Here is a 24,864-nt window from a genome sequence, read left to right as displayed (position 1 = left end):
GCGCTGTGGTACCACCTGATCCCATGCCGAACTCAGAAGTGAAACGCAGCTGCGCCGATGATAGTGTGGGGTCTCCCCATGCGAAAGTAGGTCATTATCAGATCCCCATTTGCTGATATGGCTCAGTTGGTAGAGCGCACCCTTGGTAAGGGTGAGGTCGGCGGTTCAAATCCGCCTATCAGCACCACATCTAAATTCCTCAAGTTTATTAACATCCCATAACGTCTTTTATATCCATTAATATACAATGCTTTACGAGCTATTCTTAACTTTGTAGTCCAATAAGGTCCTAAAGTGTTCAGTGACAACCTAGATTAAAAGTAATACCATAAGTAATACCGCTCATTTGATTGGATAACTGGTATTACTTATGGCTAAAACTACACCTCTTACTGATACACAAATTAAACAAACTAAACCTTCTGAAAAAGTTATTACTTTGTCGGATGGTGGTGGTTTGCAACTACGTATCAAGCCCAATGGTTCTAAGCTTTGGCAGTTACGCTTTAATAAACCTATTGATAAAAAACCAGCTTTAATGGGACTTGGTGCATATCCATCTGTTACTTTAGGGCAAGCTCGTAAACTACGTGACTCAGCGAAAGAGTTATTGGTTCAAGGAATTAATCCAAAAGAACACAGAGATGAAGAAAGTTTAGTTAAAGAGCGAATACACAAAAATACTTTTGATGTAGTTGTTCAAGAATGGTTAGTATTGAAAAAGTCAGAAGTTCAAGAAAGTACACTTAAAACAATTGAAACAACATTAACAAACCATATCCTTCCACATTTAGGTTCATTGCCAATTACGGCTATTACAGCTCCTATAGCGATCAAAGCATTAAGACCAATCGAAGCTAAAGGCAACCTTGAGGTTATTGCTAGAGCTTGTCAGTATTTAAATCAGATTATGCGCTATGCCACAAATCACGGAATAATCCACTCTAATCCCCTTGCTGGTATTAAAGAGGTGTTCATGGCTAATAAAGTGACAAACAATCCTCATGTCCCCCCTGAAGAGCTTCCTAAGCTGCTTTTATCTATAGCTACAGCTAACATCAAAAAAGTAACTAGAAATTTAATTTTATGGCAATTACATACGATGACGAGACCTGCCGAAGCAGCTCTCGCTAAATGGGATGAGATTGATTACAACAATAAGCTATGGATTGTACCTGCGAATAGAATGAAGACTGGGAGCGAACATAAAATACCTTTAACAAAACAAACACTATCGCTTCTACATGACTGTAAACTAATTTCAATTTTTTCACCTTATATCTTTCCAGCTGATCGAGACCCAACTTCTCATGCTAATAAAGCAAGTGCGAACATGGCATTAAAGCGTATGGGTTATCAAGGTAAGCAAACAGCTCATGGCTTACGCGGTTTAGCAAGAACGACACTTAGTGATCAAGGCTTTGCTTATGAGCCTTCTGAAGCTTGTTTATCGCATAAGGTAGGTAACTCCGTGAGCCAATCTTATAATCATTCAACTTACTTAAATCAACGCATAGATATTATGGCTTGGTGGAGTAAACATATAGAGGAACTCTCTATTGCAGATGGTTTATATCATGAAAGAGATCTTTCTGTTTTGGTTGGTAGAGTTTAATCATATCAAATGCCATTTAAATACAAATAATTACCACTATAAACTCTATATTCAATATTGATGTGGCTAAGTATTATTGGGCAACAAACCTTCAGTATTCTGAGTCGTAAAGGGGCATATAGAATGCAGGACTTAAGGGAAGTATTGAAAAAGCAATAGAAATGATATTTCACTTATTAAATAAAAGGCTTCTATTTTTTAGGGGTAAATTAAACAACTAAAAACTATGTTATAAAACACAGACATCATTAGTAGAGTGATGATATTATTTCGTAAATATAATAAATCCTATAATTATTTTCGGTAGTAACAAGAAGGGCTTATATGCCAACATCATACGAACATCAACTTGATACTCTACTAGAGAGATTTAACTTTCATTTTACCAAAAATCAGATTAAGGAAGTGATACCGATTACATCTCGGTCAAAGGATCTATTCAAGAATGATGTGCTGACTGTTATTGCCGATAATCAATGCTTAAAAAGCAAAATTAATGAGCTAGGGTTGCTAGCTTTGCAGTTAGACACTCGGCAAGTTGAAATATTCGACATTACTGTTAATGCTACTAAGTCTGCTTTGGATTCACTGTTTACGGAAGTTCAACTCACAACTGAAGCCCTGATCAACGATGCATTCCCATTTCCGATCGAAGATAAATCAAAACTTACTGTTCTTAGAGCAGGCACTGTCTACCCTATCTTGGCGGATACTGTAGCCATGGGCACCGACCTATATAATCGATTAGTGGTTTGCACTGTAATTGATAAAGAGGTTGAAGAATCAGTTCCAGTAGAACACCTTTCGCAAACAGGTCTGCAACACCGGAACAGCCATACTACCTACACGATGAAGCGCCAAGTTCGTACCCAGTTATTTCATGCAGTTTACTGGTGTTGCAATCTTTCTAAGCTAATATTATCTGTAGATCGAAATACATTATCTTTGACTGTCACCCAAGAGCAGCTATTTGTTTTGAGACGTTTTTTGATGGCAAAACGTGTAGATCCTGGCATTGCAACTAACGTATTTGGTGTTATCGAGCCATTATACAATGCGGCCGATGGCTATGTTACAAAGCTTGGTCATGTAACGACTGATGGTAACCCTGTACGTATTCCACTTAAGGGCAACCAAAAGTGTCTTAAGGAAGACCATTACCACAAAGCTGGTGAAGGTGGCGGTCACGTTCAAGCGAAGTTTGCAGTAGCAAAGAAATGGGTGTTCAAGATTGATGATTCATCTCGAACTGTAGACATTGAAGTTGGACTAATGGGGCAGCCAAAAATGCTAGATACTGCTCAACCATTGAGTGATTTTTCGATCAATAAATCAAAAAGACTCGAAGACTTGAGTTTTGCGATTGATAAAGTATTGTCCCTCGTCCCGAATTCATAATAACTCGGCTAAAAAATGAATAATGTAGCTCAAGTGAAAGAATTGTTGGAGAAACTGGTGAGGTCAACAGACTCACCAGTTTATGCTGTTTGCGATCAAATAGTTTCTTACCTAGAGCACCATCCACAGCAACGGAATTTAACCATTGGTGGCTTACGAGCTGCATTGAATCGTTCAGATCAAGATGATAATGTGTTAATACAGAGTGCATTTACGTTGGTAAGTCACCCATTCCAAGCACTTGAAGTTCGTTACAAGCTTTACGATAAAGAAATTGAAGATGTATTAGAAGAGCTAAACCATTCTACATACATGCAAGCCGTATCAGAACAGCATTTTATTGATGATGAAGGTAATGATATTGCAATTGATGACCTTAATGCTCGAGTTTTCCCATACTTTATTAACCTCTTTAGGTTGTGTGAAGAGATGGAAGTTCAAGCTTCAATAAAGGTGTCCTAATGTCAGAACTTATAAATGTGCTTATTCCTTCTGGTAACAGTATGAAAGATTTACTGGCCATTGCCGTAGAGTTGGAGGAAATGCTTAATCGTAGAACACCTGCATCTTACAATGTGTTTGTAAATCAAATAGACAAAGACCTTAACAACATAATTAGTGTTACAGAGTCTGGGAGACAGCATCACTTAGAAAAAGGCGAGGATGCAATTACAGAGCATATCATTGTACAGTTAAAGCGTGATTACTCATCTGTGCATCACGATGCCCAGCACGGTGGCCATTGCGACATTTACATTGAAACTAAAGGTTCCGATGGAAGTCTGTACAAGTGGATTATGGAAGCCAAACTTTGGAAGGGCTTTGAATATGTCTACAGTGGCTTAAATAATCAATTACTCGGTAGTTATGCCGTAGGTGGTGTAAATAATTGTAAAGGGGGGATTATTTTCTATTCTCAGATTGCGAGCGGTGCATCGTATGCGATGAAAGAATGGTATCAAGGCTTAGAAGCTAAAGGTTTTGTAATTAATAATAAACGTGAAGATAGCTTGAGGTTTGATACTGCACATAAGCTTAATAGTGGCACTGGCTCTGACTTTTACGTGAACCATTACTGTGTTGATTTATACCACGAACCAACTGAAGCCAAGCTAGACAGAGCTCAAGCTAAAGCTGATAATAAAGACTAAGTAGCCAGCGGTGCCAGGCCTTTAATATTGGATTTTTACAAACTCTAATTTTATTTTCTGAAGTGCTTCGGGCGAAAGCTACTTAGTGAAATTATTGTGTCCAACTACTTTTTACGCCTTAAAAACTGTAAAAAAGGAACTTCAGCACTGTTATTTTAACTATCACCTTATGGATTGAGGCTTAGCAACTTCCCAAACTGTTAATTTGGGGAGTTGTGGTTAATAGTTAGTTTAAATTAAAATAACAGTTTTCGTTTATAGATAATTTAACCGCAACGATTACATTATCAATGCTCTTTTTCTTTCCATTTTTCTGCTAATTTTTCATTTACACGAAAATCAACAACATTTGGAGAGCCGTTTATTTTCTCTTTTATAGAATTAACCGAATCATCATTTGTCATATCTTCGTTGCGTTCAGTTTCTTTTTTTTTCAGAGCTCTCTTTGTCATAAAATATGTAGAGATTGAAGCAAAGGTTGGACCAAAAGCTTCCGTAAACAGCCATTTACCACCATCATAAATACCACTTTCGATATAAGCTTTAAAACTTTCATCTCCAGCTAGTTGGATAGCATAAGCAACAAACTCATCAATTTGGCTACCTTCTCTCGTCTCTTTAAGTGCCCAAACTATTCCACTATTACCGTCTTGATACAAAGGAAGGTCGAGCTCTTTGGTTACACCCTCAAGCTCAATAAGAGCTGTCAGTGTTGTATCCAATACAGAAGCTGAAACTACCCCAAGCTCTTTTAATTCAGAGTAATACCCCATAGCAGATAATGATACTGGATCATGCTTGTAGGGTAAGTCAGTTTTAAAAATTATAGTTCCTAATTCTTGAGCGTTCTCCAGTTTAGAAACTTGAGATGCTCGATATAACGTCTTATCACCAAAAACCAATGGAATCGGTATTCCATAAGCCTCCTTTTCTGCAAATTGATTAGACAAATCATCATCTAAAATACCTTCAACTTGTTGTTCAAAAATAAACTGCTTTAAAAACTGAGCTATGCGCATATTCAACTTAAAGGTCGATATAACTGTACCGTCTTGTTTCTCAAAATAGGCTTTTGCTTGTTCTTTATTCACCGTTTCTTTTAAAGCATCAAAACGGCCAAAGTTGTTAAGGTTTGTCTCGTCTACTTTGTCAGCCATTAACGCCAACAGTTTGTTTTTGTCTAACCCTAAAGCGTTTACCACTACGTTGATTTGCGCATTTTCTGCATTGTCTTTGTAGTCGTTGATGTAATCTCTAAAGCTGTGGCCTTCAATTAGCTGGGCATCACCACGCTGTAAATCGTGTAAAAATAGCTTAGCAAACTTTTGCTCTATTTGAGTAAGTGAAGCAAACGATTTATGCAGCTCGTTTAAGGTGAGTTCAATACTCGCTTGGTCTTGGTGTTTATTCAGCTCTTTTAAAAACTTATCAAAACGGCTGTTCATATAATCGGCGTCTATTTTTCCGGTATCAATTTCGGTTAAATAGCCGCTAATATCAAAAGGCACATCCCCGCCTTCACCACCGCCACCTTCACCTTTGCCGACTAATTCTTTATAACGTAGCGCTAAGCCTAAAAACGCTTGCTCGTTAATGGTTAGATCAACTTCACGCTCATCGTTTTCACCAAAAGCATATGTCTGTTTATCCCAATGCAAACCTTGTACTTTGGCGGCTGCTAAATGTTGGTTAAAGGTTCTAAATAAATCGGCAAATTTAGCGCAGGCGGTATCGTCTTCTGGCAGTTTTTCAAAATTTTGCACACCGGCATTAACAAACAACTCGGTAATGTCTGCCACCAATTCATTCATGGCTTCTAGATTGCTTTCAAGCTTGTCTACAAATAAGCCAATAGGTCTATCACCCGAATAGAGTTTTACAGCATCTTCAATATGTTGTTCCATCGTGTGCGGATAGCGGTAATAACGAATAATACCGTGGGGTTTGTCTGGGCCAAACAAGCGGTTAGTACGTGAAAAGGCTTGAATAATATTTTGGTATTTAATCACCTTGTCTAAATACAAGGTATTGAGCCATTTTGAGTCAAACCCTGTGAGCATTTGATCTACCACTATCAGTAAATCTAGCTGCTTTGCTGGGTCCTTAGCAATACGCTCATAGGGTTGTTTATGGGCAAGGCGAGCAGCTAAATCTTTTTTAAAGGCACTATGGCGTGCAAAATCAAAATCTTGACCATAACGTGCGTTATAGTCGCTCATGATTTCTTCTAATCCATCACCTTTAAATGTAGGGCCTCGGTCGCCACTACCACCATCGTTATCAATATTTGGATCAAACAAGGCGGAGATTTTAAGCTCAGGGTTGGCGTCTTTTATAAGGCGGTAATAATCTATGGCTTCGGCGATACTGTTGGTGGCAAAAATGGCATGAAATTTATTGCCTTGACTGAGTACATCCCACTCGCCCAAAATGTCTTCCACCACCTTTTCTTGGTGGGCATCGGTTAAGTATTGGCTTTTGGGTACATAGTCTTCAATGCCTTTAGTGTATTTACCTGTTGCATCCTTTTTGCCAGCCATAGGCACATCATTCATAAAGTAATTAAACTTTTTCTTTTTGGCTGGGTCGGCCATAGCATCAGCGACGGATTCTGCTTTGGCTTGTTCAAGGGCAACAGCTTGGCGAATCTTTTTATCTTTGAAGGTACTTACTTTGTAGGGGTCAAAGCCTAGTACGTTGCGGTCACGAATACCATCAGCAATGCTGTAACGGTGAAGCTCATTACCGAAAACATCAGCGGTAGTATTTTTATTAACTTGGTTTTCATCCTGTATCGGCGTACCAGTAAAACCAAAGAACAACGCAGTAGGATATGTTTTTTTGATAGCAATCAACATACCTGCTTTATCGTCACTGCCACTGCTCATTGTAGAGCGGTGCGCTTCGTCAATAATAAACACTAACCGCTTGCCGCGAATTGTGTCGATGTCTGCCGAGTTAGCCGCGGTTCCTTCATCATCAACGGCCTCAACAATGTTACTCATTTTTTGAATGGAGCTAACAATTAAGGTTTGGGCGGGGTCGGTGCTTTTTAATTTGGTAATTAATACGCTGGTATTTTCGGTTGCTTGTACTTCTTCGCCATCACCGGCAAAGTTGTTGTATTCCGCGAGCGATTGCGTACCTAACTCAATTCTGTCCATTAAAAAAATGACCTTATCGGCATCTTTCGATTGTGCAATAAGCTGTGCCGATTTAAAGCTGGTCATGGTTTTCCCCGAGCCTGTGGTATGCCATACATAGCCACCTAAGCGTTCAGGGTTATTAGTACTATTGCCCATTTGTTGCCAGTTGGTTTTAGCTACCTTGTCTGATATCGCATTGGCTGCATAATATTGATAACTGCGCATGACTTTAAGTACGCCGTCCGTATCATCAGCCACGGTATAAAAACCAATTAACTGATGCGCCATAGGAATAGACAGTAGGTCTGAAGCTATGTCTTTCCAGTGGTTTTTGGGCTCGTTCATAAAATCAGCCCAGCTGAATTGATAATCAGGGTTAAACTTACCGTCCATACCAGGGTTGGCAAAGTATTTTGCCTCGTTTGGGGCCATCGCCACAAATACTTGGATCAGCGAAAAAATCCCGCTAAATATTCCTTCTGCACTGTACTTTTCAATTTGATTAACCGCTTGGCTAACATGCACGCCACTGCGTTTAAGCTCTACATGAATTACCGGCATACCATTAATGAGTAACAACACATCGCCGCGCCTGTCGTTACGCAGTGGGCTGCCGCGTTCAAATTTGGGTTGTTGCACAATTTGGTAAACGCTTTGGCCTTTAGATATTTCTTGTCTGTCGTATATTTTAAGGCTGACTTCTTTGCCTAAATGCAAGGTATCAGCTGGGTTATCGCGCTTAATGGCCACGGTTTTACCGTTAATTAAGCCATTGAGTTTTAGCGGTGTTTTTAATTCTTTTATTTGCTCAATAATTTGCTGCATTTCACCACTGGTTAGCGGTATATCATTTAAACGGTCAAGCTGACTATTGTTTTTAAGTAAAATATCGGCCCAGTTTTGCAGTAAATCCGCCTCAGTTTTATTTTTTAGTACCTCAGCCTCCCACCCCTTGTGGGTGAGTAGTTCAATAAAGGCCTGTTCAAATTGCGCTTCTGTTTTAAACGTAGTCATATTCGCTCCCTGCTATACAAACATTTTACTCAAGCAGGCTTGCTTGACGTTATTGAGTTTGGTGATTTGTTGTTGGTGTTGGTTTATCAGTGCATCAAGTTTTTGGAAGTAGTTGCCGATTTTGGTTTGCTCTTCAATTGACGGGATTAACACCTCAAATGAAGATAAAGCGTCTTTAGTTATCGTTTTAATTGTTCCACCCGGTGCTCTCTTCTTCTCCAAATCGAACTTATTTTGAATGGTGTAAGCCCAAAAGTAGGAATCTGTATTTTTAGAGAAACTCTGAAAAATTAAAATTGTTCTATCAAAAAAACTATCATATTGAGTTACCGCAACTCGTCCTATGGTTCCTTGTAAAGTCACTACAACGCTTCCTTTGGGTACGAACACACTAAGAGGCTGAGCTTTTAAGCTTATTTTCTGTTTTGTATCTTCAACAAGAGACAATTCTTTGCTTACATCAACAACTTGTACAAATGGCATTGAGCCTTCGCCCCCATACCACTCTTTATTACCGTAAGGCTGAGGGAATGAACCCCTTCTAAATATTGTATAATCCCCTAAAGCTTTCTCCTCCCACACCTCTCTAAACCCTTTAAAGCGGATTTCTGGGGTAGTTTCGCCTTTTTTAGGGAACATATTTCCTAGCATGGCTTTTTTAATGCTGCTGAGCTTGTCATGCTTTTGTTGGTGTTGGTTGATTAGGCTATCGAGCTTTTGGAAGGTGTTTCCGATTCGGGTTTGTTCCGCTGGTTTAGGCAAAGCCACCAACAGAGATTTTAGTGAATCAATTCCAATATTTCTTTGAGATCCAGTATTGATATCTAATTCTAATTGGCCTTGTGTTCTTTCAGTCTGAAAAAAATAGAATAAATATTTTCCATAAGTGGTGTTATTCGTTTTCATAATTGCACAAGAATATGAAATCAAGAATTTAGTATCTGTTTCAACATATCTCACTGCCCCAACAGATGCATAACGAGCAAACAATATGTCACCAAGTTCAGGCTTTATTTTTTTTGATAACTGCTCGTAGTCATCCATGGATATTAACTTAGCACTATTAAAGTCGAGGCCGTTAATGCCATAGAAATCGCCTGTCATTAAGTATGGTATGCCCGTTTTTTTCGATTCTGGCATACGATGGTCTATATCTCCAATTAAGCAAAGGCTACCCAAAAGCATTTTGTCCCACTCCCTACTAAACTCTTTAAAGCGAATTTGTGGCACATATTTTTCTACACTCATCTTATTCGCCCTTCAATAAGTTGGTGAGTTCATTCAAACCTTGCAGATCAAATTCATTGCCCGTCAATTCGCCCATCATTTCGGCCAGCTCTTGCTCGGTAGTTTTTATCTCGTTGGCGACTTGCGAATAAGTCACGGCATATTTATCAGCAAGCGCTTGTACTTGGCTAGTAAGCAGAGTAATAACTGCGCTTGGCATAGCGGCGATCTCAGTGCTTAATGGCGCAATCCATTTTAGGTTAAGTAAGATATTCACTTGCTCGTCTGTTAAACCTTCGATGATGGTTTTGGTTTTAAGATGCAGAGCAGTAGCAGCTTCTTTCACCGATTTTTTAAGGGCTTTTTCTTCGTCGATTAACTTACTGGCGTTAATCATTTTCGCTTTATAACTTTCTTCAGGCTCAGGGCTGTCTGTTGAAAATTTAACTTTGTTGTCTTTTTGTTCCTTTAAGAAGCTTTTAGCCGCCTTACCAACCTCTGAATTTACAAAGGCGTCTTTGCTTTGTTTGACGGTGTCTTGCTCTTTGTCATCACCAGACAATGATTCTAAAATCTCTTCGAATAACGACGTGATCTCTGCTAAACGAGTTTCTTGTTTTGTTAATGCTTGTAGCTCGCTGTTTAAATACGTTTGTTGTACTAAATCAAAGGGTAGTATGTGGCCTTTCCAAGGCGTTACCGTGTCTTGTACTTCGGTTTCTTTACCGTTTTTCTTTTTTATCACTATATTGGCGTCTACCAATTTAGTGGCGGCAAAGCCTTCAGTTTGCATCATTTCTAAATCTGCATTAATGATTTGCCACTGGTTGTTGAGGTGTTGGTAAGCTTGGTATTTATCCACCAGCGCAATAGTTGCTAGTCGGTTAAACAGCTCAACACTTAACTCGGACTCTATCTGACTTCGGTTTAGCGTTTCCCAACCTTGTATTAGGGCGCGGTTTAAAAACGCATCAAAACCGTTAAATGCTTTGTTGTAGACATCAATAAATTCAACAATCTGATGATGCTGGGTAATGGTGGCATTAACAGCGCCTTTATCAATAGCTAGTTCGCTATAGCTGGCCGACTTTGGCGTAAACAGCGCTTTGTGTAAAGCAGGTAAGGCTTGCCAATAGTTTTGAAGGTCGGCAATTTCACAGTTAGGAATGCCGCCTAGCATAGTGGCATGTAAATCCCAGCTTTGTGCGGCTGCTGATGAATCAACATATCGGGGAATATTAAGGTTGTAACTGTTGTCGCGCACGGTTTGCTTGCTGACCAGTTTCGAGAATTTATCGATATTTTCACGGCTAATCACAGCATCGGTAATGCGTTTAATGTCAGAGGCTTGCAGCTTGTTATTTTTTCCTTCTTTCAAAAAGTGTTTTGATGCATCTATAACCAATACATCGTTGTTTTGTCGCTTTTGTTTTAACACTAAAATAACGGTAGGAATACCGGTGCCAAAAAAGATATTGGCAGGTAAGCCGATAATGGCCTCAATATGGTTATTTTCAATTAACTGGGTGCGAATTTTCGCTTCTTCACCACTACGGAATAATACACCGTGAGGCAATACAATATTCATAATACCATCTGGTTTTAGGTGATATAAATCGTGTAATAGAAAGGCAAAGTCAGCTTTGGTTTTTGGGGCTAGGCCAAAACGCGAATAGCGTGGATCGCTTTCTTTATGGGCTGAATCCCAGCTTTGTGAGTATGGCGGGTTAGAAACCACGGCATCTACATATAGGGCTTCGTATGTGCCTTGGGGGTCGCTCTCATCAAAATATGGCCAATCGTCTTCTAGGGTGTCGGCATTACGGGTTTTAATGTTGCTACTTTTAATGCCACGCATAATTAAGTTCATACGCGTTAAGTTGTAGGTGTTGGCTTTTAGTTCTTGTGCGTAATAGGTAATGTTGTCTTTGCTTTTGGCATATTGCGCTACTGCATTACCGATGTTGATCAGCAGGGAGCCAGAGCCACTGGTTGGATCGTAAATTTTAATAGTGTCTTTGTGTTTTAATTCATGGGCGATAATGTGCGACATGAGTAACGATACTTCGTGTGGAGTATAAAACTCCCCCGCTTTTTTACCGGCGTTGGCTGCAAACTTTTCAATAAGATATTCATAAATGTAACCCAGTACGTCATAGCCTTGGTTACCATTCATCGGGATGCTTTTAATGAGGTGCAGTAAGTCACTAATGGCTTTGGTGCGCTTACCTGCACTTTCACCGAGTTTACTTAAGCCTGTTTCGAGCGTGGTAAAAATACCGTCAAACAATTTTTTATGGTTTTTATCAATTAACCGGCTAAAAGCGGAAAGCGCATCGCGTACGTTAGATTCGTCAAAATCAGATGTTGGCTCTACCCAGGTAGAAAATAGATTGTCGTAGGCAATGAAATAACCGAGATTACTTTGGATGTATTTAACGGTATCTGAGTCGGCCTCGATTAGCGCTTTGATGTCTTCGGGAGTCATACCTTCTTTGGTAACAAACTGCACTAATTGATCGCTTAGGTACTTGTAGAAGATAAAACCTAAAATGTAATCTTTGTATTCGTTCGCTTCTATCTTCGAACGCATTTGGTTTGCTGATTCCCAAATTTTGGCGGCTAGTTGTTGTTTGTTCATAAATAAAACTGTTCCTAATATTTAAAAAGAGTGCTTTTGCTCGTTAATTTTTATCAATATATAAATAAACCTGTAAAGGTTTTAATCTTCTAAAAAATAATCACTGTCTAAAGTTTTTATTTCAAATACCTGTTTAGTGCTGACGCCTAAGTTATGTTCAAGCATTAACTCGGTTAATTGCTCGCCATTAATTAATACGATGCGTTTTTCAATTAAGGATGTAAATTCAAGTGCTTCTCTGCTGAAACTACTAGTGGTAATAAATACGCCTTTTTTAGCACGATGCATATCCAGCGCACCCGCAAAGGCTTGTATCTCTGGGCGACCTACGGTTTTATCTGTGTAGCGTTTAGCTTGCAGGTAGATCATTTCAAGCCCAAGCTTATCTTCTTTAATAATACCATCAATACCACCGTCTTGCGTGTATTGGGTCGCTTGTCCTGCATCTTTACGCGATCCGCCATAACCCATTGCCAACATTAAATCGACTACTAGGTTTTCAAAGAATTGTGGTGAAGTAGTTAAAACTGCTTGTAGTAGTTCATTTGCGAGGTTGTAATTTAATGAATTAACCGTATTTTCAATTAGTTCATGTGGGGTTTGATTACCATCTTCTTCATCTTTAGTTGTTACTATTTCAGATGGGATAGTGATTTTATTATTACGCTGTTTAAAAGCAGTAAATTCAGAGAATTGCTTTAAGTAATCATTATTAATTTCTAAATTACTATTGAGAGCTTTTAAGCCTCGTTCAGTGATTAGGCAGTGAGCTCGTCTAGGTTGCTTGATTAATCCTGCTTGTACTAAGTAAGTCTTAGCCCATCCAATACGGCCATTGACATAAGTAGATTTACCACTTGGAATTTTTATATTACGTTGAGCTTCAGTAAAGTTAAATTTATTACAAATAAATTCAGTTACCTCTCGTACATGATGCTCTTGCTCATCTGCAATAGATTCAAGAACTGAGCGCATATAAGCTTGGTATTGGGGAACAGGCATGTGGTTTACGCTTAATAAAAAATAGTATTATTTAAATTACCATAAACCATTAATATCAAAAAGATAAAGGGGCATTTTTATTATGTAAAGTTGATCTTGCTGATGAGGATATTGTGCCGCGAAAGAGTTGATACGTTCAAACTTAGTTAATGATAGATAGTTTCATGAACATTTATATTTATATAAACTCTTTTATACTAAGAGTTCATCACGTTGTGCCACTCGTTCCAATATCCAGTCATCAATTTCGCTATCTAACCATGCGACAGAACGCTCACCTGTTGGCACAGGCTTAGGGAAGTGGCCTTCTGAAATATATTTATAAACACTTGAACGGCTCAAACCAGTATTGTTCATTACTTCTTTTAGTTTCATTAATCTCATGAGAGTTTCCTTGTGTTGTTCTGCTCATGTGATGTGTGCACGATTAAAAAATAATAATGGATTACCTAGACAGTAAATAATTTCAGATATATTTCATCCATACGCATAACCCTATTAATAAAACTAAGGAGGCACTTATGCGTACATCTAACTTAAATAAAACTACTCATTACCCCGCTCATCAAACATCTAACCTTAACCAACTACTAGAACAAGCAGCAGAAGCATTAGCACTGAAGTACAAGCGTGAAGGCTCGTTTACTAATGCAGAGAACGTAAAGGAATATCTAAAACTTAAGCTTGGTGGTTATGACCGTGAAGTGTTTGCTTTGATGTTACTTGATAACCAACACCAGCTTATTCACTTTGAAGAGTTGTTCTTTGGCACTATTGATGCGGCGAGTGTTCACCCCAGGGAAGTTGTAAAATCTGCTTTGAATGCTAATGCAGCAGCCGTTATCTTGGCGCACAACCACCCAAGCGGTATTGCAGAACCTTCTCAAGCAGATAAGCAGATCACAAGTAAATTGGTTGATGCATTAGCATTGATTGATATTCGTGTACTTGACCATATTGTCGTGGGAGAGAGTTGCATTTCTTTTGCTGAGAGGGGATGGATATGAATAATTATCTACCTGTATCGGATGCTTCATTTAATAAAATGTCTTTACCTATTTCCAATAGTTTATTGGAACAACTAAGTCATGTGCTAAATAAACACCCCGAAGTCATTAACGACAATCACATCACTATTAACTTTAGAGATAAACGCTATTCCGTAGAAAGGGGAGGTTACCACCCTGTAGAAATAGCGCTGAGTAAAGACGCCAATAACCATTATTCAATTATGTACATCACTGACTTTAGTTTTAATGGATATCCTCAACTTGAGCGTGATATTGATTTTGATTTAAGTAATGCAGCGGTCTTTACTCGTCACTCTGGTTGGAAGGGTATTGCATCACCTAGCATGTCCAACTTGTATAAATTATGGGAAAGCAATTTTATCGATTACTTGGATATGAAGGCTTATGACCAAATAGAATTACGTAGTCATTAAAAGTTCTCATTTATTCGATTACTTAAATTCATTTCCACATTTCTATCTTTACACCCACCAGCACAGTGCACTGATATTCCTGCTTCCCATATTGTTAAAACGGGAAGCATCAAACCCTTGCTGTGTAAGGGGTTGTCGATATCGGAGCCTCTGTGCTTCCCCAAACCCCCATCTACAAACAAAAAAGGAAGCAGACCATGGCAGAGGTACATGCAATTAAAAGTAATGACTCAATTCACCTTATTGGTCATTTGTTGGGTATTCGTTGTAATCCGCAAATGGCTGATGTTTGGCACATTGGTTTAAACCTGGCATTACGGATATCTGATTTACTCTCTATTAAATTTGAAGATATTCAGAATGACCGTCTTATGATTCGAGAAAGTAAAACAGGAAAGTTAGCCAACATCCAATTAAACACTAAAGCACGCGAGCATATTGCAAAGGTGCGAGCTCAATATCCTGAACACATCTATCTATTTCAATCATTCCGTTGTCAGCAGTTAAAGCATAAAGCACCACAGCCGCTTTCACGGCGTGCGGTATCAATGGCATTTAAGGAAGTAGGGCAAGAACTTAAGCTTGCTTTGGGTACGCACTCAATGCGTAAAACGCGAGGTTACTTTCTTTATCAAGCGACAAAAGATATTGGTCGCGTAATGAAGATGCTACGCCACACCTCAGAGGGCGTGACGCTTCGTTATATCGGTATCACTCAAGATGAAGTTGATAAAGACTTCGTATCACTCGAACTGTAACTAAGAGAGGTTTCTATTATGGAATATTTATTACCAGGTGATCACCTGGTGGTGAACGTTGATGTATTGGGTATTACTGAGCATCACGGTTTACACATCGGCAATGGTGAAGTCATCCACCTATGCGCTCACGCTAAGCAAGTCATACTCAGCTGCATAGCGACGTTTTCTGAGGAGAAAGAGATCAGAGTGAAACGACGCGCACCCTATCCACAAGATGCCATTGATTACGCAAGGCATGAGTTAGGTAAACTTGGCTATGATGTGGCTACCAATAACTGTGAGCACTTCGTAAATCGCTGCATTGAGCAGCAACACACGTCTAACCAAGTGAGTAATTGCGGTCATGTCATCGCTCATATTGCAGCTAGGAAGGGCTTATTCGGTCAATCGGCTAAACAGTTTGCTAAAGGTCCATTAGGCACCATCGCTATCGCCTCAACAGGGGCCAAGTACGTGGGTGAATACATTGGCTTGCCTGATAGTGTAAACACCGTTGTAGGGGCTCCAGGGGATCTTGTGGCCAAGCCTATAGAAGTCGCCTACACAGGTACCGTTAATACACTGAGTAATACTTACGATAAACTGAGTGATGGTGAAATCATCGCTGCCACTGGCGAGCTTATATCCGGCACTGTAGAGACTGCGGTTGATGTCGTCTTTGCACCTATTGAAGTGGTGGGTAACACGTGGAGTGCCATTACATCATGGTTTGATTAACTTACTGGAGGGCTAAACACCCTCCATTAACCGTTACCTGTAACTGGTACCAAAATTGCGGCGCCCCTCGCCGTAGTGTTTGGTTTCTTTTTTTGCAAGATAACTTAGACGGTAAAATAGCTCCTCATACTGACGAGAAAACTCTGAGGTACCTTGATGTAAATAATATCCACCATTTTTGGTAAAATGCACCAAGCCAATAGCATTGTGATAATCCATGCCTAGCGCACTAGCCCAAGCATCCTGAATCATCCCTGATAAGGTATCCCGCCTTTCCCAGTCGCCTAGATTATGGAATTTCTCTTTGTTGAAAAGCAATACCATGTGGTAATGATCATTTACTGATGTATCTCGCTCTCTGCCCCAAATAAATCGAACGCTTGAAGGACGTACTCTTCGATTCGCTTTTTTGTACCTGCGGTCCATTGCTTTAATTTTTGCCTTAAGCGATTCGGTGAACCGTGAGATAACCCTATCTCTAAATCGACAATGGTTGACGATCTCATCTCTACTTAAGCAATCAAGCTCTTGAGGAGCTTGTGGCATCTTAAGATCAATCCGTACTGCATAGACGCGTTTGTTCTCATCACATGCGTGATTCAACGTATCTATTGTTTTATCTAAGTATCTTTCGTTGTAGTCATTTAGGTTGCCTAGAATGGGCAACCCTTTGAAGTAGTTGTTGTTCATTTTTACTTACCTATGGTTGGCTATCATAAGTAAGATTTGTTGTATTTATTTACTGGATTATCAGGCGACCATACTAAGGTATGTTACTAAGAGAGAGGTATGTATATAACTATACCGACATCGTTTAGGTGAGCTTGTTATTCAATTCCTTCTTATTATAGCAACAGCAATAAATCACCTCAAAAGTAGCTTTTTTGGTCTGGCGTTATTTCATGAATTCATCGAGGGCACTCTATCTGATTAACTTTGCTTTATTGATTACCTAGATTAACCGTTAACGTCAGTAAAGTGGAAAAAAGGCCAATATGTACCGATAAATAGGTTGTCTCGGCTGTAAACACTAAGAGAAAGCAAGTTATCAATTATGTAATAATTATGGAACAATTATCTTTAAGTTATCTACTTATCACTTTATTATTACCTTAATAGCATTTGCATAGTGAGGTTGAAATGAATGATTTTTTAGTATCAAGAAGCTGGAGGGAAGCTGTTTTCTATGCCTATCAGCTTAAAAATATGTTTGATATTGATTCAAAAGAGTTGATCAGTAGCGCCGTTGATTTAATACAAGCAGATGATTTTTTACGTCGAGATATCTCTTCTTTTAGTCCCGAGAGCATAAAAAAAGCCTTAGCAAGTGCGAGTCATAAATCAGCTGGGAATGACCTTAAGGCTGAGCTGATTTCTTTCCTTCAGAAGACCTTTAATGAAAAAGAACAGCTTAAAAATGATGATTTCAAATGGATAAAGGATGACTCCAGAATCTGTGCTTTTTGCTATTACTTTTTAAAAACAAGCTCTCTACATACTCCCCGTAAAGAGGATAGTGAGGTCTTAAAATGGAAACGTTATGCGTTAAAAACTGAAACGGAAAGGAAAGATTTAAAAGCAATTTTAAAACGCGAAAATTCACTGAATCTCTTCGAAATTCATACGCGGGTAATAATGCCTCACAGCCATAATGATAGATTTAAAATAATTGAATCCACTTTTCTTTATGGTGAAATTGATCTTAGTGGACAGCAATACATCATGAATCTACTTAAAGAAGCTTGGACAACGAGCCTACAAGAAGAAACCAACAAAAAGTTCTCCAAGTGGCTCAATGGTAAAGACAATAAAAAAGTGGAATGGTTATGTGAGTATCAGAAAAAACAAGACAATATGTTTTACTTACCTTGGGAACCTATCAATGACGAAGAGCGTTATTTAGCTTTACAAGCGGAATTTGATTACGAATTTTTACAAGATCCAAAAGAGAGAAAATACTTGTTCATGCAAGCTCGCTTGGCCTGGAACCAAGTGACAGCCCGAAGTAAGAAAAATGGCCCTAAGTCTCGTGGTATATCAATGCTTGATAGGACTAGCAAACGTTTAGATTGGCTCGCTGAACATAAAGGTGAAAAGATTAATGCTGTAATAAAAGAGCTTATTGATAAAGAATTTGAACAGCTAAATGGACCAGAAAAACTCTAATCAAGTCCCATTAGTGATTGTTCTTGCTTAGATCAGTATGATGATGGCCTAATAACGAAATGCTTTGCTAAAAGCTTATGATACCTTTGAGGTCGCGAGGCAAAAAATGAAAAAAAAGCTCAAAATCTCATGCTAGATTTAGATGATCTAGGTATTAAAATCCTAGAATCACAAAAGCCATCGCTAACCTGCTATAGATTAGCAATGGCCTCTTATCTGCACTCCTCTAATAAGAAGCACTGACTCTTGCGAGCACCCAAGCTTGCACCTCACTTTCAAGCCAAGCTTTGCGCTTGCCCATAATGGCGTAGTTACTAGGGAACTCGCCCGCTTTAATCTGGTTGTAAATACTGCTACGGCAGAGTGTTGTCGTTTCGATGGCATCGCGTAGGCGAAGAAAGCGGTCATTACGGTTCTGAATAATTTCCATTATATTCTCCTGGTTATTGGTCTATCCAGGTTGATGAAATATATCTGAGTTAGCTTTGGTTACAGGTCCACATCAAAGTGTTATAAACAGGCTTTGACAAGATATGAATAGCTACTACAGTGTAATGTATAGCTTTTACATAGAAAGTAAGCCCGTTACATTAAAGGTTACCTATAGATGAATATCGAAATCAGTGAAGAGGTAAACCAACGCTTAAGTACGCATAGAGTTGGCTTTGAAACTCAAGAACAGGTAATAGAAAGGTTATTAGACCACTATGAAGATAAACTTAATCAAGACAGACCTGTTGTTAAGTTTGTCCCTAATGAAAGTGAGTTTAAGCGACATCTGGTACAGAAAAAGTCTGCCTGGAAAGAGCTCCATTTCAATGATGGCTCAGTCAAAGTCGAAGAGTGGGTTGCTAGCCAATTCAAGGAAACATCCAACCTAAGAGCAAACATTTGGTCTGGTCCGCTGAGAGACTGGAAAAGAAAGAGTATTTTGAAACTCATTCTCTTTACGGAAAAGCCGAAGACCAAAGCTACTGATCAAGGTACAGTTGAAATTCAGATTGGTAAATTTATCAAAGCGCATATTGACAGTATCATTTCTTTCTGTGTGATCAGTCCTCAGTATTTACAGCAATTCATAGATGCAAAATGGTGTCATGAAAATTTATGCATTCAATTTCCTCTACTCATGCAACCCGAACAGATCAAGGAAAAAGGGTTACATGCAAGGTACTGGACTGCTGAGTATCAAATAAAAATGTACTCATATCGTTTTTGCAGTCAGTTTGGTGGAAGTGCTCTGGTCGGGGGGAAAACTCTCTCTGAGCAGCACGGAAGTGTGTTTGTAAGATATCTAAAAGAAAACGGATTGTTGTTACCCGAGTTCCAAAATAAAGATATTAAGTTCATTGTGAAAAAAACATAGTACAATGGTGGTTAGGCTGGTGGATATCAGCCTTTAGTTAAATAGTGTTACTTCGATATAAAGTAATACCATAAGTAATACCAAGTGAAAGTTTAATCTATTTATCTGTTTAATTTATTGTTTTTGCTTTGTTTATTTTTTGGGTTCGAAGCTGCCTATCGCACCATTCCCCTGTTCCATATCATCAAAAACTTTACTTCCAATATCAATTACTATTCAATTTAATTAGCTTTCTTAATTTATCCTCAGAACTTCATGATTTAAAAATCTAACTTACTAAAATCGATTCCTATTTAGTTATCAGGAATTAAGTTACCTGATTAATGCAATCTCTATAACACTGCCAGAACATCCTATCTTTGCTTTATAAAGCGATCCTAAGTATCGCAATATCTATAATGGTATCTTTTGTCGTTATAACCCCAAAGCACCTGTCCGCTATTCTATTCTTCTGCATCCATTACTGAACTTACTAGATCGAGTTTAACTCAGGGGAACAGAGAGAGTTATAGAGTTTTTACTGTGAATATATGACTTGGGTATCCAGATTTTTTCGCTTGTTTACGAGCGAAGGATCAAAGTGGGCGTAATTAGCTAATTACATTCGACCTAAATATTAATGACCTAAAACAATATAATTATTGTAAAGGCAAGAAGAAAAAGCTGACCCTCGGTTTTTTTGGGTAAATTACCAGTCACTGCAATTACTGCTCCTATTGCTATTAAAAAGCACTAAGACCTATAGGGTAAGATCTCTACCACTAAGGACGTAAGGAAGGATTGACGATACTTTTTCTTACTTGTTAAAGCATCGGCCATTACTAGTAAGTGGTGAAGTCACGCACATCTTTTTGCCGCCTTTGGTGTTTATATGAAAACACCGCAACTTTCATCATGTCTCAGCGAGTGCAAATGGTAATTTGTTGTTACCGAGCGATTTTATCTAAGGGTTATTTATAAAGAATGAATTATCAGGACCGTTTTCATCAATTACTAAACTATATAGATGCTAACTTAGATGAGGAGCTAAGCGTGGATAAATTAAGCAGTATTGCTTGTTTATCCAAATATCATTTCCACAGACAGTTTTCATCACTCTTTGGCATAACTGCATTCGCTTATATTAGACAGACAAGAATGAAACGTGCCTCATACCAATTGGCTTTTAAGAAGGAGATGCGGATTATTGATATTGCCGTTGCTAATGGCTATGAAAGTTCAGAAGCATTTTCTCGCGCTTTTAGTCAGTCTATTGGCCAGAATCCATCCCAATTTAGAGATCAGCCACAATGGACTCCGTGGAATGAAAAATATTCACAATTCAAGAAGTTAAGGGTTCGCCGTATGAAATCCAATAAATGTGCGCATCACGTTGAAGTTATAAATTTTAGTGAAATTAAAGTCGCCGCCATAGAGCACCTTGGCCCCCTCGAATTGCTTGGCAATACGATTAACTTATTTATTAATTGGCGTATAAATAATAACTTATCACCGAAGGTAAGTAGAACATTTAACATTGCTTATGATGATCCAGCAGTGACCGAACCCGACAAATACCGCTGTGATATATGTGCGTCAGTGAAATCGGATGTACAACAAAACGACCATGGTGTCATAACAAAGATCATACCTGCTGGGCGTTGCGCGCTTATTCGCCATGTAGGCTCTGACGATACAATTAGTGAAACTATCGCTTACTTATATTCACAATGGCTTACGCAAAGTAAAGAAGGGTTACGTGATTTCCCGCTTTTTTCGAAAGAGTCAGTTTTTTTCCTGATGTTGCAGAGACGGAAGTCATTACCGACATTTATCTCCCCTTGAAGTAGCGATACGTTAGCTTGGATATAAGTAAATACAAAAATAATTAAAGGAATGATGATGAAATTAAGTTCTATTATGATGATTTTTCTAGTGATTTTTCCGCTATTTGCTTTAGTTACACAGTCACATGCAAATCAATTGGCTCAACCGCAGGTGAAGTTCTTTTCACTTAAAGAGATAAAAAGTGCTGAGAAAAAAGAGTCAAGTTCATTGGAGTTTATACGATCGAATGATGATACCTCTTTGGCATTTCGCGCTTATATTCCGCCGCAAGCTAAAGCTATTTTGATTTTTTATCATGGTGCTGGTGCACATAGCGGACTTTCCTATAACCACATTGGTGTGGGGTTGCGAGACGAATTTAACATTGTAGTATATATGCCCGATTTAAGGGGGCATGGAAGTTCAGGTGGCGCTCGAGGTGATGCCCCGAGTGAAGAACAAGTTTGGTCTGATATTAGTACCATTGTTAAGCATGTCCGTGTTCAGCATCCAAACCTCCCTATCTTTTTAGGCGGGCATTCAGGGGGAGCAGGTCTGGCGCTTAATTATTCTAGTTGGGAGCAAAGGTCACCTATTGATGGATATGTATTTGTTGCACCATATTTTGGTTTTCGTTCTGAAACCAGCTACGATAAAGATAAAAATGGCGGATATGAATTTTCGACAGTAAGCGTTTCATCTTTTCTGATAAACAGTATGAGTGGAGGGCTATTTTTAGGTCATTCAAAAGCAGTTAAATTCAACTATCCCGTAAGCATTTTAGAAAAAAATCCAGAAATAGTGCCCTTTAATACGGTCAACATGTCTAAATCGACAACACCTTATTCCCCAGATACTCAATTATCAGAATTACAACAGTTTGGGTTATGGATTGGAGACAAAGATGAAGCGTTTGACCCCGTGAAAGTAACTAGATTTGCAGAAGAGAATAGCAATATAAAAGCTGATAAAGAAATAATAACAATTGAGGGGGCGAATCACTTTTCTATAATTTTAGAAGCATCTAAGTTCATTGGTTCATGGATAACCCGTACTATCAGATAAATCAATGATCATCATGGTGCTCGCTTTTTCTCGGAAGCGACTTGGAGAAATTGAGGTGCCCACTAACTTTTACACCAAAACTGCAAGAAAGCCGAGGGGCAGGTCTTTTTTTTTGCCTTTTTATCAATGCTAATGAGGGCAGCACTTATTGTTAGCCCTCATTATTACATTTAAAAATATTTTTGATTTAAATACTTGGCATTAATGCTGAGTAGGGTTGGTGCCATTGCGTACTAAATCTTGGCCTGTTTGAAAAACCTCTTCTGTAACCCAGCGTGATAGCAGTAATTGGTGTTTATCATCTAATACTGCGACGAAGCGGCGTCCATCTTTATTGTTAGTTGCCAGTGCCACACCTTCGATGTTCGTAAGCCCTAGTCCACCGTTTTCAACGAGTTTTAAAAAATTTTCTAACTCTTTTAGGGTTGAAATAATCTTGTCATCGCTATTCATATTGTGTTTCTCTTTATTGTTTAATATGTTGTCGTTACATACATTTTTATTAAATGCATTATTGCAGGGATGTTACGATGTTTACTTTTTTAAGGCAATCCTTGGCTTACTTAAGGGCTTATTCGCTTGATCACGATTGATAACAGTATTACTAAAAACTAAAAAGCTAAAAATTAAACTGTCTCGTTATTATTAAAGGATTGATATCTTCTACGTTAATTCTTGAGCGAAGTGTATTCACTTACTTTTTAAATTACTCCATTTTAACTGCGTAAAATTTAGGTCATCTTATTGTGCAATGGTTATCAGAAATAGATTGATGTGTTTTGTTAATATGTCATTATTTAATATCTTAATTCTTTAAATAATGAGCGTCGACTTGAATCTGTTATTCCTACTATTTATTCCAGCATCATGAGCTCTCCTCTAACGCGACAAGCTTTCCTCGTTTTCTTTTCAGCGGTATTTCTACCGATGTTTTTAGCGGCGGTTGATCAAACTATTTTAGCCACGGCCACACCGAGTATTGTCGGCGACCTTGGGCAGCTTCATTTATCTTCTTGGATAGCGATAGGTTATCTATTAGCGACGGCTGCATCAGTGCCTGTTTATGGCTGGTTAGGTGATCGTTATGGGCGTCGTAATATATTGATTTGGGCACTGGGAATATTCAGCTTAGGATCCGTGATTGGAGCATTAGCGCAAGATATGCCGCAAATGATTAGTGGGCGTGTGATTCAAGGCCTTGGAGGCGGTGGTTTGATGAGTCTTTCTCAGGCCTTAATTGCTGAATTAATACCTCCGCGACAGCGAGCTAAATACCAGGGTTATTTCGCGGCTATGTTTGCTTGTGCAAGTGTTGGTGGCCCTGTTATTGGAGGGTTAGTCGTCACCCATTATTCATGGCATTGGTTGTTTTGGGCGAATATTCCTTTAGCGTTAATTGCCGTATGGCGATTACTTCGTTTAACGCCTAAAGCTACGCTTGAACATCGACACAAACCTATCGATTGGACAGGGTTAGTCATATTTCCATTATTATGTACTTTGTTTTTATATTGGGCATCTGTTGCCGGGCAAGATTTTGAGTGGATATCTGCAACAAGTGGTTATTACTTACTTTTAATTTTGCTACTAGGAGCTTTGTTCTATCGTAATCAACATCGTCATGCAACGCCATTTTTACCCAATGAGTTACTTAAAAATAACGCTATTTATATTCCACTGATCACCTCAATGTTATTTGCAGCCTGTATGTTTGCTTTGATATTTTTCTTACCGATTTATTTACAATTGGGGTTAAAGACTAATGCGGCAACTTCTGGGTTATTACTTTTACCATTAACGATAGGGCAGATTTCAGGGGCGTTAATAAGCGGACGTATTATGGGAAAAACAGGCATTCCTAAATGGATACCTGTGGTTGGAATGTCTTTATCTATGTGTGGTTTTATCGCGCTGGGGTCATTGACTCCTGAGCCACTTATTGTCGGGTTACTGGGTATGCTTTGTGGTATTGGGTTTGGTACCGTTATGCCCACTACACAATTAGTGATTCAAACGGTTGGTGGAAAAGCCAATGTGGGTTCAGTTACTGCGTTAGCTTCTTTGTGTCGTAACTTAGGGGCTGCGATAGGCACCGCTTTATTTGGGGCGTTGATTTATTCGTTATTGCCCGGGTTTGACCATAATACCAGTATTGAAGTGTTACGAAGTGGCCCACAGGAGCCTGTTATTGCAGCGTTTCAAACTGCCTTTTATGTTGCCGCTGTGATTGCTGCTTTAGCTGCACTTAACGCCGCTCGTGCGCCTCTTGTTCATCTTGCGAATGAATAGAAATATTCCCCCTAAAGATTCTAATGCTTATGCAGTGCAACGCAGTTATCCATAGT

21 protein-coding genes, 1 tRNA gene and 1 rRNA gene are annotated in these 24,864 nt (G+C 38.9%); 15 read left to right on the top strand and 8 right to left on the bottom strand.

Annotation, left to right across the window (positions count from 1 at the left end; genetic code table 11):
- The 6 genes from rrf to H592_RS21550 all read left to right on the top strand — a co-directional run.
- Positions 1-103 (top strand): 5S ribosomal RNA (gene rrf / locus H592_RS0105490); the annotation flags it as partial.
- An 8-nt stretch (positions 104-111) separates the two neighbouring features.
- Positions 112-187: transfer RNA gene (locus H592_RS0105485), tRNA-Thr, on the top strand.
- A gap of 183 nt (positions 188-370) precedes the next feature.
- Positions 371-1,615: a tyrosine-type recombinase/integrase gene (locus tag H592_RS0105480; RefSeq protein ID WP_028867894.1), complete on the top strand. Its 1,245-nt coding sequence runs from the start codon at positions 371-373 to the stop codon at positions 1,613-1,615.
- Between the two features lie 324 nt (positions 1,616-1,939).
- A complete protein-coding gene (locus H592_RS0105475) occupies positions 1,940-3,013 on the top strand; it encodes a hypothetical protein (protein ID WP_028867893.1) in 1,074 nt (357 codons plus the stop codon).
- Positions 3,014-3,028: 15 nt separating this feature from the next.
- Positions 3,029-3,475, top strand: coding sequence for a hypothetical protein (locus tag H592_RS21555; protein ID WP_051369015.1), 447 nt, complete (start codon positions 3,029-3,031; stop codon positions 3,473-3,475).
- Positions 3,475-4,164 carry a hypothetical protein gene (locus H592_RS21550; protein WP_037070978.1) on the top strand — a complete coding sequence of 230 codons (690 nt, stop codon included), beginning with the start codon at positions 3,475-3,477 and terminating at the stop codon, positions 4,162-4,164. Before H592_RS21555 ends, H592_RS21550 begins: the two co-directional genes overlap by 1 nt.
- A 287-nt stretch (positions 4,165-4,451) precedes the next feature.
- Here H592_RS21550 and H592_RS0105460 read toward each other — a convergent pair whose 3' ends face one another.
- From H592_RS0105460 to H592_RS0105440, 5 genes are all read right to left on the bottom strand, one after another.
- Positions 4,452-8,324: a type I restriction endonuclease subunit R, EcoR124 family gene (locus tag H592_RS0105460; protein ID WP_028867892.1), complete on the bottom strand. Its 3,873-nt coding sequence runs from the start codon at positions 8,322-8,324 to the stop codon at positions 4,452-4,454.
- 12 nt (positions 8,325-8,336) lie between these two features.
- Positions 8,337-9,572: a restriction endonuclease subunit S gene (locus H592_RS23530; protein WP_028867891.1), complete on the bottom strand. Its 1,236-nt coding sequence runs from the start codon at positions 9,570-9,572 to the stop codon at positions 8,337-8,339.
- Between the two features lies 1 nt (position 9,573).
- Entirely contained in the window at positions 9,574-12,192 is a 2,619-nt protein-coding gene (locus H592_RS0105450) for a type I restriction-modification system subunit M (RefSeq protein ID WP_028867890.1), read from the bottom strand.
- An 81-nt stretch (positions 12,193-12,273) separates the two neighbouring features.
- Positions 12,274-13,194 (bottom strand): restriction endonuclease, encoded by a 921-nt coding sequence (locus H592_RS0105445; protein ID WP_028867889.1) that lies wholly within the window; start codon positions 13,192-13,194, stop codon positions 12,274-12,276.
- 192 nt (positions 13,195-13,386) lie between these two features.
- Positions 13,387-13,578 carry an AlpA family transcriptional regulator gene (locus H592_RS0105440; protein WP_028867888.1) on the bottom strand — a complete coding sequence of 64 codons (192 nt, stop codon included), beginning with the start codon at positions 13,576-13,578 and terminating at the stop codon, positions 13,387-13,389.
- 137 nt (positions 13,579-13,715) lie between these two features.
- On the opposite strand from H592_RS0105440, the gene radC reads away from it, so the two are divergent.
- The 4 genes from radC to H592_RS0105420 all read left to right on the top strand — a co-directional run bounded on the left by radC (position 13,716) and on the right by H592_RS0105420 (position 16,116).
- Positions 13,716-14,201, top strand: coding sequence for a RadC family protein (radC, locus tag H592_RS0105435; RefSeq protein ID WP_028867887.1), 486 nt, complete (start codon positions 13,716-13,718; stop codon positions 14,199-14,201).
- A complete protein-coding gene (locus tag H592_RS0105430) occupies positions 14,198-14,638 on the top strand; it encodes a DUF2787 family protein (RefSeq protein WP_028867886.1) in 441 nt (146 codons plus the stop codon). Before radC ends, H592_RS0105430 begins: the two co-directional genes overlap by 4 nt.
- Before the next feature lie 197 nt (positions 14,639-14,835).
- Positions 14,836-15,396 (top strand): tyrosine-type recombinase/integrase, encoded by a 561-nt coding sequence (locus tag H592_RS0105425; protein ID WP_028867885.1) that lies wholly within the window; start codon positions 14,836-14,838, stop codon positions 15,394-15,396.
- A gap of 18 nt (positions 15,397-15,414) precedes the next feature.
- Positions 15,415-16,116: a lecithin retinol acyltransferase family protein gene (locus H592_RS0105420; RefSeq protein WP_028867884.1), complete on the top strand. Its 702-nt coding sequence runs from the start codon at positions 15,415-15,417 to the stop codon at positions 16,114-16,116.
- 33 nt (positions 16,117-16,149) lie between these two features.
- On the opposite strand, the gene H592_RS0105415 is transcribed toward H592_RS0105420, so the two are convergent.
- Entirely contained in the window at positions 16,150-16,806 is a 657-nt protein-coding gene (locus tag H592_RS0105415; protein WP_028867883.1) for an inovirus Gp2 family protein, read from the bottom strand.
- A gap of 450 nt (positions 16,807-17,256) precedes the next feature.
- Between H592_RS0105415 and H592_RS0105410 the strand changes: the two genes are divergently transcribed.
- Entirely contained in the window at positions 17,257-18,282 is a 1,026-nt protein-coding gene (locus H592_RS0105410) for a hypothetical protein (protein ID WP_028867882.1), read from the top strand.
- 226 nt (positions 18,283-18,508) lie between these two features.
- Here H592_RS0105410 and H592_RS0105405 read toward each other — a convergent pair whose 3' ends face one another.
- Positions 18,509-18,712, bottom strand: coding sequence for a helix-turn-helix transcriptional regulator (locus H592_RS0105405; protein ID WP_028867881.1), 204 nt, complete (start codon positions 18,710-18,712; stop codon positions 18,509-18,511).
- 177 nt (positions 18,713-18,889) lie between these two features.
- Between H592_RS0105405 and H592_RS23175 the strand changes: the two genes are divergently transcribed.
- From H592_RS23175 to H592_RS0105390, 3 genes are all read left to right on the top strand, one after another.
- Entirely contained in the window at positions 18,890-19,648 is a 759-nt protein-coding gene (locus H592_RS23175; RefSeq protein WP_051369013.1) for a hypothetical protein, read from the top strand.
- 1,032 nt (positions 19,649-20,680) lie between these two features.
- Complete coding sequence (locus H592_RS21540; protein WP_245600369.1) at positions 20,681-21,472, top strand: AraC family transcriptional regulator; 792 nt, start codon at positions 20,681-20,683, stop codon at positions 21,470-21,472.
- A gap of 57 nt (positions 21,473-21,529) precedes the next feature.
- Entirely contained in the window at positions 21,530-22,519 is a 990-nt protein-coding gene (locus tag H592_RS0105390; RefSeq protein ID WP_028867880.1) for an alpha/beta hydrolase, read from the top strand.
- 201 nt (positions 22,520-22,720) lie between these two features.
- Here H592_RS0105390 and H592_RS0105385 read toward each other — a convergent pair whose 3' ends face one another.
- Positions 22,721-22,972 (bottom strand): hypothetical protein, encoded by a 252-nt coding sequence (locus H592_RS0105385; protein ID WP_028867879.1) that lies wholly within the window; start codon positions 22,970-22,972, stop codon positions 22,721-22,723.
- Between the two features lie 414 nt (positions 22,973-23,386).
- Here H592_RS0105385 and H592_RS0105380 point away from each other — a divergent pair, with 414 nt between their 5' ends.
- Positions 23,387-24,808 carry an MDR family MFS transporter gene (locus H592_RS0105380; protein ID WP_028867878.1) on the top strand — a complete coding sequence of 474 codons (1,422 nt, stop codon included), beginning with the start codon at positions 23,387-23,389 and terminating at the stop codon, positions 24,806-24,808.
- Positions 24,809-24,864 lie beyond the last annotated feature (56 nt).

Origin of the sequence: Psychromonas arctica DSM 14288 (assembly GCF_000482725.1) — a bacterium.
GTDB lineage: Bacteria > Pseudomonadota > Gammaproteobacteria > Enterobacterales > Psychromonadaceae > Psychromonas > Psychromonas arctica.
This window is presented reverse-complemented; position numbering and strand designations above follow the sequence as displayed.

Excerpts from the sequence above, each read along its gene's own strand:
- H592_RS0105450 (WP_028867890.1), bottom strand. The coding sequence starts at position 12,192 with ATGAACAAACAACAACTAGCCGCCAAAATTTGGGAATCAGCAAACCAA.
- H592_RS21550 (WP_037070978.1), top strand. The coding sequence starts at position 3,475 with ATGTCAGAACTTATAAATGTGCTTATTCCTTCTGGTAACAGTATGAAA.
- H592_RS0105440 (WP_028867888.1), bottom strand. The coding sequence starts at position 13,578 with ATGAGATTAATGAAACTAAAAGAAGTAATGAACAATACTGGTTTGAGC.
- H592_RS0105410 (WP_028867882.1), top strand. The coding sequence starts at position 17,257 with ATGAATGATTTTTTAGTATCAAGAAGCTGGAGGGAAGCTGTTTTCTAT.
- H592_RS0105475 (WP_028867893.1), top strand. The coding sequence starts at position 1,940 with ATGCCAACATCATACGAACATCAACTTGATACTCTACTAGAGAGATTT.
- H592_RS0105415 (WP_028867883.1), bottom strand. The coding sequence starts at position 16,806 with ATGAACAACAACTACTTCAAAGGGTTGCCCATTCTAGGCAACCTAAAT.
- H592_RS0105425 (WP_028867885.1), top strand. The coding sequence starts at position 14,836 with ATGGCAGAGGTACATGCAATTAAAAGTAATGACTCAATTCACCTTATT.
- H592_RS0105405 (WP_028867881.1), bottom strand. The coding sequence starts at position 18,712 with ATGGAAATTATTCAGAACCGTAATGACCGCTTTCTTCGCCTACGCGAT.
- H592_RS0105445 (WP_028867889.1), bottom strand. The coding sequence starts at position 13,194 with ATGCCTGTTCCCCAATACCAAGCTTATATGCGCTCAGTTCTTGAATCT.
- H592_RS0105385 (WP_028867879.1), bottom strand. The coding sequence starts at position 22,972 with ATGAATAGCGATGACAAGATTATTTCAACCCTAAAAGAGTTAGAAAAT.
- H592_RS0105430 (WP_028867886.1), top strand. The coding sequence starts at position 14,198 with ATGAATAATTATCTACCTGTATCGGATGCTTCATTTAATAAAATGTCT.
- H592_RS0105480 (WP_028867894.1), top strand. The coding sequence starts at position 371 with ATGGCTAAAACTACACCTCTTACTGATACACAAATTAAACAAACTAAA.
- H592_RS0105460 (WP_028867892.1), bottom strand. The coding sequence starts at position 8,324 with ATGACTACGTTTAAAACAGAAGCGCAATTTGAACAGGCCTTTATTGAA.
- H592_RS23530 (WP_028867891.1), bottom strand. The coding sequence starts at position 9,572 with ATGAGTGTAGAAAAATATGTGCCACAAATTCGCTTTAAAGAGTTTAGT.
- H592_RS0105380 (WP_028867878.1), top strand. The coding sequence starts at position 23,387 with ATGAGCTCTCCTCTAACGCGACAAGCTTTCCTCGTTTTCTTTTCAGCG.
- H592_RS0105390 (WP_028867880.1), top strand. The coding sequence starts at position 21,530 with ATGAAATTAAGTTCTATTATGATGATTTTTCTAGTGATTTTTCCGCTA.
- H592_RS0105420 (WP_028867884.1), top strand. The coding sequence starts at position 15,415 with ATGGAATATTTATTACCAGGTGATCACCTGGTGGTGAACGTTGATGTA.
- H592_RS21555 (WP_051369015.1), top strand. The coding sequence starts at position 3,029 with ATGAATAATGTAGCTCAAGTGAAAGAATTGTTGGAGAAACTGGTGAGG.
- H592_RS23175 (WP_051369013.1), top strand. The coding sequence starts at position 18,890 with ATGAATATCGAAATCAGTGAAGAGGTAAACCAACGCTTAAGTACGCAT.
- radC (WP_028867887.1), top strand. The coding sequence starts at position 13,716 with ATGCGTACATCTAACTTAAATAAAACTACTCATTACCCCGCTCATCAA.